General features: G+C 71.9%; 13 protein-coding genes. 7 read left to right on the top strand and 6 right to left on the bottom strand.

Annotation, left to right across the window (positions count from 1 at the left end):
- Nucleotides 1–34 precede the first annotated feature (34 nt).
- Nucleotides 35–502: a 5-(carboxyamino)imidazole ribonucleotide mutase gene (gene purE, locus ACWGO8_RS01895; RefSeq protein ID WP_376956838.1), complete on the top strand. Its 468-nt coding sequence runs from the start codon at nucleotides 35–37 to the stop codon at nucleotides 500–502.
- Complete coding sequence (locus ACWGO8_RS01890; protein WP_452041456.1) at nucleotides 499–1,863, top strand: LCP family protein; 1,365 nt, start codon at nucleotides 499–501, stop codon at nucleotides 1,861–1,863. The genes purE and ACWGO8_RS01890 overlap by 4 nt, the downstream gene beginning before the upstream one ends.
- Before the next feature lie 84 nt (nucleotides 1,864–1,947).
- Here the strand turns inward: ACWGO8_RS01890 and ACWGO8_RS01885 are convergent, their stop codons facing one another.
- Nucleotides 1,948–3,090, bottom strand: coding sequence for a glycosyltransferase (locus tag ACWGO8_RS01885; RefSeq protein ID WP_452041455.1), 1,143 nt, complete (start codon nucleotides 3,088–3,090; stop codon nucleotides 1,948–1,950).
- A gap of 97 nt (nucleotides 3,091–3,187) precedes the next feature.
- On the bottom strand, nucleotides 3,188–4,147 hold the full coding sequence (locus tag ACWGO8_RS01880; protein ID WP_452041454.1) for a glycosyltransferase: 960 nt from the start codon (nucleotides 4,145–4,147) through the stop codon (nucleotides 3,188–3,190).
- Nucleotides 4,148–4,188: 41 nt separating this feature from the next.
- Here ACWGO8_RS01880 and ACWGO8_RS01875 point away from each other — a divergent pair, with 41 nt between their 5' ends.
- Nucleotides 4,189–4,473: a hypothetical protein gene (locus tag ACWGO8_RS01875; protein ID WP_452041453.1), complete on the top strand. Its 285-nt coding sequence runs from the start codon at nucleotides 4,189–4,191 to the stop codon at nucleotides 4,471–4,473.
- Nucleotides 4,470–5,984: a glycosyltransferase family 2 protein gene (locus tag ACWGO8_RS01870; RefSeq protein ID WP_452041452.1), complete on the top strand. Its 1,515-nt coding sequence runs from the start codon at nucleotides 4,470–4,472 to the stop codon at nucleotides 5,982–5,984. The genes ACWGO8_RS01875 and ACWGO8_RS01870 overlap by 4 nt, the downstream gene beginning before the upstream one ends.
- Before the next feature lie 52 nt (nucleotides 5,985–6,036).
- On the opposite strand, the gene rfbD is transcribed toward ACWGO8_RS01870, so the two are convergent.
- A complete protein-coding gene (gene rfbD, locus ACWGO8_RS01865) occupies nucleotides 6,037–6,888 on the bottom strand; it encodes a dTDP-4-dehydrorhamnose reductase (RefSeq protein WP_452041451.1) in 852 nt (283 codons plus the stop codon).
- 4 nt (nucleotides 6,889–6,892) lie between these two features.
- Complete coding sequence (rfbB, locus tag ACWGO8_RS01860) at nucleotides 6,893–7,891, bottom strand: dTDP-glucose 4,6-dehydratase (RefSeq protein WP_452041450.1); 999 nt, start codon at nucleotides 7,889–7,891, stop codon at nucleotides 6,893–6,895.
- Between the two features lie 216 nt (nucleotides 7,892–8,107).
- On the opposite strand from rfbB, the gene ACWGO8_RS01855 reads away from it, so the two are divergent.
- Genes ACWGO8_RS01855 through rfbA form a run of 3 tightly spaced genes read left to right on the top strand, consistent with a single transcriptional unit; the run spans nucleotide 8,108 to nucleotide 11,442 of the window.
- Complete coding sequence (locus tag ACWGO8_RS01855; protein ID WP_452041449.1) at nucleotides 8,108–9,925, top strand: PIG-L family deacetylase; 1,818 nt, start codon at nucleotides 8,108–8,110, stop codon at nucleotides 9,923–9,925.
- Between the two features lie 39 nt (nucleotides 9,926–9,964).
- Nucleotides 9,965–10,573: a dTDP-4-dehydrorhamnose 3,5-epimerase family protein gene (locus ACWGO8_RS01850; RefSeq protein ID WP_452041448.1), complete on the top strand. Its 609-nt coding sequence runs from the start codon at nucleotides 9,965–9,967 to the stop codon at nucleotides 10,571–10,573.
- A gap of 2 nt (nucleotides 10,574–10,575) precedes the next feature.
- Nucleotides 10,576–11,442 (top strand): glucose-1-phosphate thymidylyltransferase RfbA, encoded by an 867-nt coding sequence (gene rfbA, locus ACWGO8_RS01845; RefSeq protein ID WP_452041447.1) that lies wholly within the window; start codon nucleotides 10,576–10,578, stop codon nucleotides 11,440–11,442.
- 55 nt (nucleotides 11,443–11,497) lie between these two features.
- Here the strand turns inward: rfbA and ACWGO8_RS01840 are convergent, their stop codons facing one another.
- Both ACWGO8_RS01840 and ACWGO8_RS01835 read right to left on the bottom strand, forming a co-directional pair.
- Nucleotides 11,498–12,331, bottom strand: coding sequence for a hypothetical protein (locus ACWGO8_RS01840; protein ID WP_452041446.1), 834 nt, complete (start codon nucleotides 12,329–12,331; stop codon nucleotides 11,498–11,500).
- Nucleotides 12,331–13,563 carry an ABC transporter ATP-binding protein gene (locus ACWGO8_RS01835; protein WP_452041445.1) on the bottom strand — a complete coding sequence of 411 codons (1,233 nt, stop codon included), beginning with the start codon at nucleotides 13,561–13,563 and terminating at the stop codon, nucleotides 12,331–12,333. The genes ACWGO8_RS01840 and ACWGO8_RS01835 overlap by 1 nt, the downstream gene beginning before the upstream one ends.
- Nucleotides 13,564–13,594 lie beyond the last annotated feature (31 nt).

Below are 13,594 nucleotides of genomic sequence, written 5' to 3'. Positions count from 1 at the left end.
GACTGCAGCAACCACCCCGCTCGTGGGCGTCGTGATGGGCTCCGACTCCGACTGGAACGTGATGCGCGAGGCATCCGAACTGCTCGACGAGTTCGGCGTCGCGCACGAGGTGGAGGTCGTCTCCGCGCACCGCACGCCCGAGAAGATGATCGCGTACGGCAAGGAGGCCGCCGGCCGCGGCCTCAAGGTGATCATCGCGGGCGCCGGGGGAGCTGCGCACCTGCCGGGCATGCTCGCCTCGGTCACCACCCTCCCGGTCGTCGGCGTGCCCGTGCCGTTGTCGCGCCTCGACGGGCTCGACTCGCTGCTCTCGATCGTGCAGATGCCCGCCGGCGTGCCCGTCGCGACCGTGTCCATCGGCGGCGCCCGCAACGCCGGGCTCGTCGCCGTGAAGATCCTCGCGACGTCGGATGCCGCGCTCACCACGGCGCTCGCCGACTACGCGACCGCCCTCGCCGCCCTGGTCGAGGAGAAGAACGAACGGCTGAAGTCCACCCGATGAGCCTCGCCGCCAGCCCGATCCGCTACCCCGACCTCGGGTCGCGCACGGTCATGACCCGCCGCGCGTGGTGGCTGGTCGTGCTCAACGTGCTGATCCCGGGCTCCGCGCAGGTGCTCGCGGGCGACCGCAAGCTCGGCCGGTTCGGACTCGGAGCGACGCTCACGCTGTGGTTCCTCGCGCTCGTCGCGCTCGTCGTGTGGATCTTCTGGCCCGCCGTCCTCTACACGGTGTTCTCGACGACCATCACGCTCTGGGTGGTCGCGGGCGTGCTCGCGTTCTACGCCGTGCTCTGGGCCATCCTCACCCTCGACACGCTCCGGCTCGTGAAGCTCGTGAAGACCGCGCCGTCGGCTCGCGCCGCGGTCGCGGCGCTCTCGGTCGTGCTCATGGTGCTCGTCTCGGGCACAGCCGCCTACGGCGCCTACCTCGCGACCACCGCGAGCGGCTTCCTCTCGTCGGTGTTCGTCGCGGGGCCGAGCGAGCCGCCCATCGACGGGCGGTACAACGTGCTGCTGCTCGGCGGCGACGCCGGGCCCGACCGCGACGGCCTGCGTCCCGACAGCATCCGGGTCGTCAGCATCGACGCCGAGACCGGCCAGGCCGTGACCATCGGCCTGCCGCGCAACATGGTCGACGTCCCGTTCGACGACGACTCCCCGCTGAAGGCGGTGTATCCCGAGGGCTACGGCGCGATCGACGGCTGCGAGGTCGACGTCTGCATGCTCAACTCGATCTACACCGAGGTCGAGCTGAAGAGCCCCGAGATGTACCCGAACGCGGTCGCCGAGGGCTCCGAGCCGGGCATCGAGGCGATGCGGGATGCCGCGGAGGGCATCACCGGCCTGCCGATCCAGTACTACGTGCTCATCGACATGGCCGGCTTCCAGCAGCTCATCGACGCGCTCGGCGGCGTGACGATCAACGTGCCCGAGGACGTGCCGATCCACGCCGACGAGACGTTCACGACGGTCGCCGAGTGGATCCCCGCGGGCGAGCAGCACCTCGACGGCTACCACGCGCTCTGGTACGCCCGGTCGCGTCACGGTACGAGCGACTACGACCGCATGGCGCGCCAGCTCCAGCTCCAGGAGGCAGTGCTCGCCCAGTTCAACGCGGCGAACGTCCTCTCGAAGTTCCAGGAGATCGCCGCGGCCGGCTCGCAGGTCGTGAAGACCGACGTCCCGCAGGGCATGCTCGGGTACTTCGTCGACCTCGCGTCGAAGACCAAGGAGCTGCCGATCATCGACGTCCCGCTGGTGCCCGACAACGGCGTCGATCCCGAGGATCCCGACTACGACTACATCCGGCAGCTCGTGCAGCAGGCCGTGTTCCCGCCCGAGACCGAGGAGCCCGCGGGCTAGGTCGGCGGGTCGGGCTGCGCCGGCGACGGATGCCCCGCCGGGAGGTGTGCGCTCCGCCGTCGGGTCTCGCTGCGCGCCCGGCCGTCAGAGGTCGGCGTGCAGCTGCCAGACCCGCTCGCCGGCATCGCGCCAGCTGAACGCCCGACTGCGGTCGTGGCCGGTGATCGCGAGGCGCTCGGCGAGGGCGCGGTCGGACACGACGGAGGTGACGGCCGCGGCGAGCCGGTCGGCGTAGCCGTGGTCGGCCATGCCGACGGGAACGCCGAGCCCTGCGCCCGCCGAGACCTCGAGGTATGCGGGGGTGTCGGAGTGGATCACGGGCACGCCGAGGCTGAACGCCTCGATGAGCCCGGTGCCCGACCCCTCGTCGTGGCTCGGCGCGACGTAGGCCATGGAGCCGCGCAGCACGACGGCGAGGTCGGCCGCGTCGAGGTCGTCGAGGTGCCGGATGCGCGAGGCCGCGACGCCGAGCTCCTCGGCGACCTCGGCCACGTGCTGGTCGCCCCACGACTCGGGGCCGAGCACCACGACCGGGACGTCGGGCACGCCGCGGCGTCCGAGTGCCGTGAACACGTCGACGAGGCCCTTGCGCGGCTCGAGCGTGGCGGGCACCACGATGTACTCGCGCGGGAGCCCGAGTCGCGCGGCGCGCTCCTCGGCGTCGGGCCCGATCACGAGACCCGATCGCGGGGCGGTGCCGATGACGCGCACCCGGTCGCCGAGGTCGGCGACCTGCTGGAGCCGCTCGGCCAGCGCGTGGGTGGGCACGACGACCGCGTCGGCGTGCTTGCGCGCACGCTTCATCATGCCCTTCTGCCAGGTGACGGATGCCGCGCTGATCGCCTCGGGGTGGGTCCACGCGAGCACGTCGTGGACGGTCACCACGACCTGGTTGCCGCCGGTCGTGCGATCGTGCTTGCGCAGCGGCGCGAACAGGCTCGTGGCATGGATCATGCCGCTGCCCGGCGACGTGGTGATGCCGAGCTGCCAGGCGGCGGCGAGCTCGCGGCGCGCGAGGGACGTCTTGTAGAGGCCGGCGAGTCCGGGAACCTCGGCCTGCACCCGGTCGTAGTCCTCGGGGAGCGACGACGACACGATCGCCTCGACCTCGCAGCCGCGCGGGGCGGTCGCCACGATCGCACGGCCCAGGTCGCGGGTGTAGCGGCCGATCGGACCGGGGACCGGGGCCACGATCTGGTCGAGGATGACGCGCAGGGTGGTCGTCACGCTGCTCCTTCCGCACCGACGCCGGTCGGTGACCTGCCCACCCTAGTCCGTCGCGAACGGGGAGGCTCCGCCGTCGTCCACACGTCCGGGGAGGGCGTCAGGTGATGAGCGCCTTCAGCCAGCCGGGGATCATCCCGCGGCGCCGGACGAGGCCGTGCACGGTGCCGGTCGTGATCGCGAGGACCTGCGCGATGCGCTGCGGTCCGCTCACCATCGACACGATCATGCCGCCCATCTCGCGGCGCAGCACCGCGCCCACCCATCGCGGGCGGCGCGCCACGTTGCGGAGGATGAGGTCGATGTTGTTGCGCGCGATGTAGTACCGCCGGAACGGCGAGTGGTACTGGTAGGTCGCGATCCGGCCGCTCTCGCGGTGGCGCAGCGGGATGCCGAACGGGCGGAGCTCCGCGCGGCGCCCGATGGAGTGGCGGATGTCGGTGCCCTTCGCCACGGCGATGCGGAACCCCCGGTCGCGCACGCGCAGGCAGTACTCGGTGTCGACGCAGTCGATCACGAGGCGCTCGTCGAACAGTCCACCGTGCTCGAGGCACTCGCGGCTGATCACGAAGCCCGTCTGGATGGCCTCGGGCACGAGCCCGAAGCCCTCGGGAGAGACCCACGTCGGCAGGGCCGGGGCGCCGTTCACCGCGTCGACGGCGACGATGCCGAGGCGCGTGACCGCGTTGGCCCGCGCGAAGATGCCGAGCGCGATGCCGACGTAGTCCTCGGGCAGGTCGGTGTCCTGGTCGACGTTCACGACGTAGTCGGCTCCGTCGTCGAGCGCGACGCGCACGCCCGTGTTGAGCGCCGCGGCGATGCCCGAGTTGCGCTCGAGCCGGTGCACCTCGATGCCGGATGCCGCGGCATCCGCGAGCGCCGCGTCGGCCGACGGGCCGGAGCCGTCGTCGACGACGATGACCCGGTCGACCTGGCGAGCCAGGTCGCGAAGCCGGCCCACGACCCCGTCGTCGGGGTGGAACGTGGGCACCACCGCGATGACGCGGGGGGCGGATGCAGCGACGGGCGAGCTCTCACGGGGCGGTCTCGTCGAGGGCATTAGGCTAGTTTACGACCGCCGACGAGAGGATCAGATCCATCGTGACCAACGCCACGAGCACTCGATGGCCGGACACCCGGCCCGAGGCCCGCGTGAGCTCCGAGGCGGAGCTCGCCGAGGAGCGCCTGGCCTTCGCCGACCGCATCATCGGCCTCGAGGAGCAGGTCAGGGAGCTGCAGGCGGCGAGCCGGCTGACCCCGACCGAGACCGTCGCCGTGGAGTCCCGGCTCGCGGTGATGCAGTCGTCGCTCACCTGGCGGGCGGGGCGCGTCGTGACGCTGCCGGTGCGCGTGCTCAGGGTCGTCAAGCGCCGAGTCCTCGGATGAGCGTGGCCGACGCCGCCCTGGCGGCTCGCGTCGAGGCGTGGATCGACTCGGCCGGCCACACGGCCGACGAGGTCGTGCGCACCGCACGCGCCGTGCTCGGCGCCGGCTTCGATCCCGCCGCCGTGCGCATCGTGGTCGACGACGTCGCCCACGAGGACACCTCCGAGATGATCCGCGGAGCGGAGTCGGTGGGCCTCGAGGTCCTCTCCGCCCAGCCCGCGGCCCTGAACGCCCGGCTCGCCGACACGGCGGCGGAGGTCCTGTTCGTCGTGCGGTGGGGCGCCGTCGCGGGCGACCTGCTCCCGAAGGCCGTCGGGTTCCTCGACCGCTTCCCGGCCATCGACGTCGTCTACGGCGACTCGGTCACCGACGCCGGACTGCCGCTGCTGCGCCCCGCGTTCTCGCCGCTGCGGCTGCTGAGCAACGACTACCTGGGTCCCGTCGTGGGCGTCCGCGTGGCCGCGCTGCGCGCGATCGGCGGATTCGACCCCGTGTCGCGCCGCGCGCAGGTCCTCGACGTGGTGCTCCGCGCGCACGCCGCGGGCCGGAGCATCGCCCTCGTGCCGGTGATCCTCGCGACCGAGGACCTCGCGCCGGGCGACTTCGCCGGCACCTCGAGCGCGCAGGCCGAGGTCGTGGCGCGGCACCTCGCCGAACGCGGGATCGAGGCATCCGTCGAGGAGATCGAGCCGTTCGTGCGTCGCGTGCGCTACGCCATCGTCGACGAGCCGCTCGTGTCGATCGTGATCCCCACCCGCGGCGGCAGTGCGCAGATCGCGGGCACCGATCGCGTGCTCGTCGTGGAGGCGATCCGCGGCATCGTCGAGCGCTCGACCTACGCGAACCTCGAGTTCGTCGTGGTCGCCGACGCCGAGACGCCCGACGAGGTCGTCGCCGAGCTCGAGGAGCTGTGCGGCGACCGCCTCCGGCTCGTGCTCTGGGACGCGCCGTTCAACTTCAGCGCGAAGATGAACCGCGGTGCCGTCGTGGCCCGCGGCGACTACCTGCTGCTGCTCAACGACGACGTCGAGGTCGTGAGCGACGACTGGATCGAGACGCTGCTCGGGCTCGCCCAGCAGCCCGGCGTCGGCATCGTCGGCGCGCAGCTCTACTTCGAGGACAGCACCGTGCAGCACGCCGGGCAGGTGTACACGGGCGGCGTCGCCGGGCACGCGGCGTTCGGGTGGGCCGGCGGCCGCGACGACTCGATCCGGTCGATGGCCACCGACCACGAGGTCTCGGGGGTGACCGCCGCCTGCGCGCTCATCGCGCGCGACGTCTACGACGAGGTCGGCGGATTCACCCTCGCGCTGCCGGGCAACTACAACGACGTCGACCTCAACATGAAGGTCCGCGCAACCGGCCGCTCGGCCGTGTTCAGCCCGTGGGCGCGCCTCTACCACTTCGAGTCGAAGACCCGCGACCCGCGGATCCTCGAGAGCGACCTCGCGACGCTGCAGGGGCGCTGGTCGCGCCGCATGCAGGTGGAGCTGTACTCCCGCATGATGTGACGGATCGGGCGGTCCCGTGGGCCGCACGCCGGCGATCGCGCACCGTCGGCCGTCAGGACGTGCTGACGGCGCCCGTCGCGATCGCGTCGGCGAGCGCCTCGCGCCAGGGTCGCATCGGGGCGAGCCCCGCGGCGGCCCACGCGTCGTGGCCGAGCACCGAGTAGGAGGGTCGCGGCGCCGGACGCACGAAGGCGCTGCTGTCGGTGGGCGTGATGCGCTCGGGGTCGAGCCCCGAGTCCTCCAGCACCGCACGCGCGAACTCGAACCAGGTCGCCTCGCCCGAGTTCGTGCCGTGGTAGATGCCGGCCGGGGCGTCGGCGTCGAGCATGGCCACGAGCTGGGCGGCGAGGTCCGCGGTCCAGGTCGGCTGGCCGAGCTGGTCGTCGACGACCGACCACGTGTCGCGCGAGGCCGCGAGCTGCAGCATGGTGCGCGCGAAGTTCGGGCCGTGCTCGCCGTAGAGCCACGCCGTGCGCACCACGTACGTGCCCTCGGGGTGCGCCTCGAGGGCGAGCTCCTCGCCGGCGGCCTTCGTGCGGCCGTACGCGTTTATCGGGTCGCGGGGGAGGTTCTCGGCGTACGGCGTCGTGGCCCGGCCGTCGAAGACGTAGTCGGTCGAGATCGTCACGAGGCGTGCGCCGAGGTCGGCGCACGCCGCGGCGAGGTTCGCCGGTCCGGTGGCGTTGGCGGCGTACGCCTCCGCCTCATGCGTCTCCGCGTCGTCGACCTTCGTGTAGGCGGCGCAGTTCAGCACGACGTCGTGGCCGCGCACCGCGGCCGCGACCGCCGCGGCATCCGTCACGTCGAGGTCGGCGCGACCGAGGGCGGTCACCTCGCGGCCGGCCAGCGCGGCCTGCAGGTCGCGCCCGAGCATGCCGGATGCCCCGGTGATCAGGTAGCGCATCGGGTCACTGCCCCTGGGCCTTGTAGCGGGCCTCGGTCGCGTCCTTCTGCGGCGCCCACCACGCCTCGTTGTCGCGGTACCACGCGATCGTGTCGGCGAGGCCGGACTCGAAGTCGGAGAACTGCGGCTCCCAGCCGAGCTCGGTGCGCAGGCGCGTCGAGTCGATGGCGTAGCGCAGGTCGTGGCCCGGGCGGTCGATGACGTGGTCGTAGGCGTCGGCCGGCTGGCCGAGCTGCGTGAGGATGAGCTCGACGACGTCCTTGTTGTTGCGCTCGCCGTTCGCGCCGATGAGGTAGGTCTCGCCGATCTCGCCCTGGTCGAGGATCGTGAGCACGGCGGAGGAGTGGTCGTTCGCGTGGATCCAGTCGCGGACGTTCTCGCCCGTGCCGTAGAGCTTGGGCCGCTCGCCGCGGAGCACGTTGGTGATCTGGCGGGGGATGAACTTCTCGACGTGCTGGTACGGCCCGTAGTTGTTCGAGCAGTTCGAGATCGTGGCCCGCACGCCGAAGGAGCGGACCCACGCGCGCACGAGGAGGTCGCTGCCGGCCTTCGTCGACGAGTACGGGCTCGACGGGTTGTAGGGCGTCGTCTCGGTGAACTTCGCGGGGTCGTCCAGTTCGAGGTCGCCGTAGACCTCGTCGGTCGAGATGTGGTGGAACCGGCGGTCGTGCCGGCGCGCGGCCTCGAGCAGCGTGTAGGTGCCGATGATGTTGGTGTCGAGGAACGGGCGGGGGTCGTCGAGCGAGTTGTCGTTGTGGCTCTCGGCCGCGTAGTGCACCACTGCGTCGGCCTCGGCGAAGAGCCCGTCGACGAGCTCGGCGTCCTGGATGTCGCCCTGCACGAACCGGAAGCGGTCGGCGGGCAGGCCCTCGAGCGAGGCGAGGTTGCCGGCGTAGGTGAGCTTGTCGAGCACGGTGACGGAGTGGTCGGTGTTCGCGAGCACGTAGTGGACGAAGTTCGAGCCGATGAAGCCGGCACCGCCGGTCACGAGGAGGTTTGACACCCGGCTATCGTAGCGACCCCGTGCCGCCCGACCCTGAGCGGACGGCGGGAGGGGCGCTGCGAACGACGGATGCCGCGCGCCACGGAGCGACCGCGCGGATCCACACGGACCCCCGCGCGCGAGGGCGCTTCGGGGCGCCGCGGAGCGCGAATCGGCGTATCGTCGCACCCGGAGGGGTGCGCCGCGCGCGCGTGCCCCGGCCGTTGGGGGTGCGCGATGGTCGACCTTGAGGCGGAGGGCGCGGGCAGCCGGTTCCTGAGCATCGTCGCGCACGAGGACGACGACCTCCTGTTCCAGAGTCCCGAGCTCATGGAGACGGTCCGCTCGGGCAGGCCGAGCCTGACCCTCTTCGTGACGGCGGGCGAGGCGAACGGCGACCTGGTGAGTCGCGAGCACTACGCGGCGGAGCGGCAGGCCGGCATCCGCGCCGCCTACGCGGAGGCCGCGGGCGTCGCCGACGACTGGAACCGCAGCACGGCGGCGCACGCCGGCAGGGTGATCGAGATCGCGGAGCTCGACGGGCGGCCCGACGTGCAGGTGATGTTCGTGTGCCTCCCCGACGGCGGCGACTCGCTGCATCCCGATGCGCTGCCCGGCCTGCTGCAGGACCCCACCCGCGTGGAGCCCACGATCCTGCCCGACGGATCGCCAGTGGCCCAGACCTTCGCCTACCGGCAGGACGATCTCCTCGCTGTGCTCGTCGCGGTCATGGCCGAGTTCGGCCCGACCGTGGTCCGGATCGCCGACACGAGCCCCGCGGCCGACCTCACCGGCGACCACGGCGACCACATCGCCGTCGCCAGGTTCGCGCGACTCGCCATCGCCGTCCACGAGGCCGGCGGGGCCCGCGTGACGCTGATCGAACACCGCGGCTACAACATCCAGCCCATGCCGACGAGCCTCTCTCCCGGCAGGAGCGCCGAGAAGGCCGCGATCTTCCAGGCGTACCGCGACCACGACGTCAACGCCGTCGGGTCGCCCCCCGAGTGGCTGACGCGGTTCTACCGCAAGTGGGAGAACGGGGCGGACTGGGCGACGCTCGACGATGCCGGGCGGATCCACGCGTTCGCGATCCAGGGCGGCGCGGTGCGGCATTGGCGGCAGCAGGCTCCGGGCGGTCCGTGGGCGGCCCCGAGCGCCCTCGATCCGCTCGAGCTCGCGCCGGCCCTCGCGGTCGGCCGCCACGCCGACGGCCGGATCGCGGTCTTCGGGGTCGACGTCGACTCGCGGAACCTGTTCACGAGCCGGCAGCTCGCGCTCGGCGGGGGCTTCTCGGGGTGGGTCGACCTGGGCAACCACAGCGGCGCGGAGAACAACCTCGCCCCCGCCGTGGTGCCGAACGAGGACGGCCGCCTGCAGGTCTTCCTCCGAAACTCGGGCACCGGCCTCAGCACGATCTGGGAGACGACGGGCGGAGCGTGGTCGGACTGGCGCGACTTCGGGCAGGTCGACCTGCAGGGCACGCCCGCGGCGCTCCTCCGGCCCGACGGGCTCGCGTTCGTCGCGATGGCCACCCGTGCCACGATCCGGAGCTGGTCGCAGGACGAGGTCAACGGCGGGTGGGCGTCGCCCGTCATCCGCGTCGGCGAGGGGCCGAGCAACTCGCCCACCGTGGTGCTCGGTCCGGACGATCGCCTGCACTGCTTCTTCCGCGACGGCAACGGCGCGGTGTGCTTCGCGGCGGAGACGTCGATCGACGGTGACTTCGGCGACGTCGACGACCTGGGCGGCGACGACGGCGTCGGCGTCATCGCGGCGCTGCGCGCCGACGGCGTCGGGGTCGACGGGCGCATCTTCCTCGCGCAGCGGACGCTCGCCGGCGGCATCCAGGTGACGTGGCAGGTCGAGCCCGACGACGAGTTCGAGGACTGGGTCGACCTCGGCGGCATGGCGACCGGCACGCCAGTGCTCGTGGCCGACGCCGACGGGCTCCCGGTGGTCCTCATGCACGCCGCGAACGGCTCGATGCACGTGGCCGAGCTGACGGGGACGGCGCCGATCGCCTGGGGCGACTGGGCGCCCGCCGGCGGCTGAACTCCGCGGCATCCGCTCGCCCCGGTAAGCTAGCGTCTCGTGCAGATCCGTGAACTGAAGATCCCCGACAGCTACGAGATCACTCCCAAGCAGTTCGGCGACGACCGCGGCGTGTTCCTCGAGTGGTACCGCTTCGACCGCCTCGAGGAGGCGGTCGGACACCGGCTCGACCTCGCACAGGGCAACACGTCGGTCTCGAAGCGCGGGGTCGTGCGCGGCATCCACTTCGCCGACATCCCCCCGAGCCAGGCCAAGTACGTCACCGCGACGCACGGCGCCGTGCTCGACTACGTCATCGACATCCGCGTCGGCTCGCCCACGTACGGGCAGTGGGACTCGGTGCTGCTCGACGACGTCGACCGGCGGGCCATCTACATCGCCGAGGGCCTCGGCCACTGCTTCGTGGCGCTCACCGACGACGCGACCGTCAGCTACCTCGTGACCTCGACGTTCGACGCCGGGCGCGAGCACGGCATCGACCCGCTCGACCCCGAGGTCGGCCTGGTGTTCCCGGATGCCGCGGGCGAGCCGCTGCTCTCGCCGAAGGACACGGCGGCGCCGACCCTCGCCGAGGCCGCCGCATCGGGCCTCCTGCCCACCTGGGAGGCGGCCCGCGCCTTCTACGCATCGCTCGACGGAGGAGTGTAGCCATGCGCGGAATCATCCTGGCCGGCGGATCGGGCACGCGCCTGTGGCCCATCACCAAGGGCATCTCGAAGCAGCTGATGCCGATCTACGACAAGCCGATGATCTACTACCCGCTGTCGACGCTCATGATGGCGGGCATCAACGAGATCCTCGTCATCACGACGCCCGAGTACAACGCGCAGTTCCGCGCGCTCCTCGGCGACGGCAGCGACCTCGGCATCCGCCTCGAGTACGCGGAGCAGCCCTCGCCAGACGGGCTCGCGCAGGCGTTCATCATCGGCGAGGAGTTCATCGGCGACGAGAGCGTCGCGCTCGTGCTCGGCGACAACATCTTCCACGGCACCGGCCTCGGCTCCGCCCTGCGCAACCACACCGACATCGACGGCGCGCTCATCTTCGCGTACCAGGTCAGCGACCCGACCGCCTACGGCGTCGTCGAGTTCGACGACGAGTTCCGCGCGCTCTCGATCGAGGAGAAGCCCGCGGCGCCGAAGAGCGACTTCGCCGTGCCCGGCCTCTACTTCTACGACAACCGCGTCGTGGAGATCGCGAAGACCATCGAGCCGAGCGCGCGCGGCGAGCTCGAGATCTCGACGGTGAACGAGCGCTACCTCGAGGCCGGCCGCCTCAGCGTGCAGGTGCTCGACCGCGGCACCGCCTGGCTCGACACGGGCACGTTCGAGTCGATGATGCAGGCGTCGGAATACGTGCGCGTCATCGAGGACCGGCAGGGCTTCAAGATCGGCTGCATCGAGGAGATCGCCTGGCGTGCCGGGTGGATCGACGACGCACAGCTCGACGCGCTCGCGAGGCCGCTCGTGAAGAGCGGCTACGGCGCGTACCTGCGCCGCATCCTCGGCGCGGCCTGACGGTCGCGCCGCGGCCGCGGCTCGCGCCCAGCGCGGGCGCTGCGCGACCGCGCGCTCAGCGCGGCTCGAGGTCGGGACGCTGGTTGTACAGGAAGCGGAAGAACTCCTCCTTGAGCTCGTGCAGCCCGAGGTGCTGGTTCCGCTCCTGCAGCACGAACTCGACCGGGATGTCGGCCTTGCGCAGGCCCCACCCGGCGACCCGGGCGCAGTAGCTCATCCACTGGTCCTCGACGAACGCGAACCGGTCGGGCAGCCGGTGCCAGAAGCCCGGCAGGTCGACGATCGTCGCGTCGACGACGCAGCCGCCCGTGCCGACGTAGGTCGCGGGGCCGTCGTCGGGCACCTCGTCGCGACCCCAGTACGTGCCGCGCTGGGTGAACGCCCAGACGCCCGCGATCGAGCGAGGGCGGTACCGCGCCACCAGCGCCGCGGCGAAGTCGTCGCCGATGAGCTGGTCGTCGTCGAGCAGCAGCACGGGACCGTCGTAGCCCGCGCGGCGGAGCTTCGCGATGAGGAAGAAGCGCACGATGCCGCCGAAGTTCGTGCGCGAGGAGCGGAGCTCGACCGACGCGACGGCGCCTGCCGGCAGCGCGGCGGCCGCCCGACGGTAGCTCTCGTCGTTGACCGGCGCGTTGTTCCAGAGCATCACGCGCAGCGGCGGGACGCCCTCCTGGGCGTTCAGCTGGGCGAGGAACTCGGGTGCCCTTTCGGGTCGCGACCACAGCGCCATCACGACGGGGAGCGCGTCGTCGCGCACCGATCCGGCGATCACGGGCATCGCGAAGCGGCCCCGGGCGTACCGGCGTCGCAGCGTCGAGCGGCGGTATCGGTTCAGGCGGCGCTTCGCCTTGGCCGCCGCGAGGGCGACCTGACGACGGAGGCGACCCATCAGTCGCTCACGCGGAAGTCCGGCTTCGCGTAGAGGGAGCCGGCGGCATCCGCCTGGTCGGCGACCGTGAACGTCGCCGCCTGCGGGAGGTCGAACAGGTGACGGCCGTCCATGTCCATGAGCGACACGTTCACGAAGTACTTGCCGCCCGCGAACATCGCGTCTCGGACGGTGAGCGTGAGCGTGCGCTCGCCGATGAGGCGTCCGGGCTGCAGCCCGACGCGCTTCGTCGTCGTGCCCCAGACCGGCTGGCCCATGACGTTGTCGATCTGGATGCCGCACATCCACTCGTCGATGCCCGTCGAGTGCGCGAGCGTGGTCGTGATCTCGAGGTCGTCGCCGGGCTGGGCGGGCTCGCCAGCCGCGCGGCCGATCGGGTGCGCCTCGGCGCCGAGGACCCGGCCGTTCTGCAGCACGGGGTTGTTGGGTGCGGCGTGGATCTGCTCCTGGCGCTGGTTCTCGAGGAGGTCGCGGAATGCGGCGATCGCGGCGTTCGGCTCGCCGTCCTGGATCACCTCGCCGTGGTGCAGCAGGATCGCGCGGTCGGCGAGCTCGGAGACCTGCCCGAGCGAGTGCGTCACGAGCACGATGGTGCGGCCCTCGGTCTGGAAGGTGCGGATGGTGTCGAGGCACTTGCGCTGGAACGCCTCGTCGCCGACCGCGAGCACCTCGTCGACGAGCAGGATGTCGGGGTCGGTGTGGACGGCGACCGCGAACGCGAGGCGCACGTACATGCCCGACGAGTAGAACTTCACCTGGGTGTCGATGAACTCGGCGATCCCCGAGTACGCGACGATGTCGTCGAACTTGGCGTCGGTCTCGTCCTTCGAGAGGCCGAGGATCGACGCGTTGAGGTAGACGTTCTCGCGGCCGGTGAGGTCGGGGTGGAACCCGGCGCCCAGCTCGAGCAGCGCCGCGAGGCGTCCGCGCCGCTCGACGGTGCCCTCGGTCGGCGAGATGATGCCGCCGATGATCTTCAGCAGCGTCGACTTGCCCGACCCGTTGTGGCCGATGAGCGCGACGGTCTGGCCGGCGTGCAGCTCGGCGCTGAGGCCGCGGAGCGCCCAGAAGTCCTCACGGTGGCGCTTGCCCGCCCGCCCGAGGGTGACGAGCCGCTCCTTGAGGGAGTTGTCCTTGCGGATGACGAACCGCTTCGACACGCCGTCGAGCCGGATCACCGGCGGCGCCGCCGGGATCGCGGCCGACTGGAGGTTCGTGTCGGCGGTGGTCATGGACGTGGTGCTCCGTTCGCAGGGGAGATGG

It is taken from the genome of Agromyces sp. NPDC055661 (genome assembly GCF_053618135.1).
This window is presented reverse-complemented; position numbering and strand designations above follow the sequence as displayed.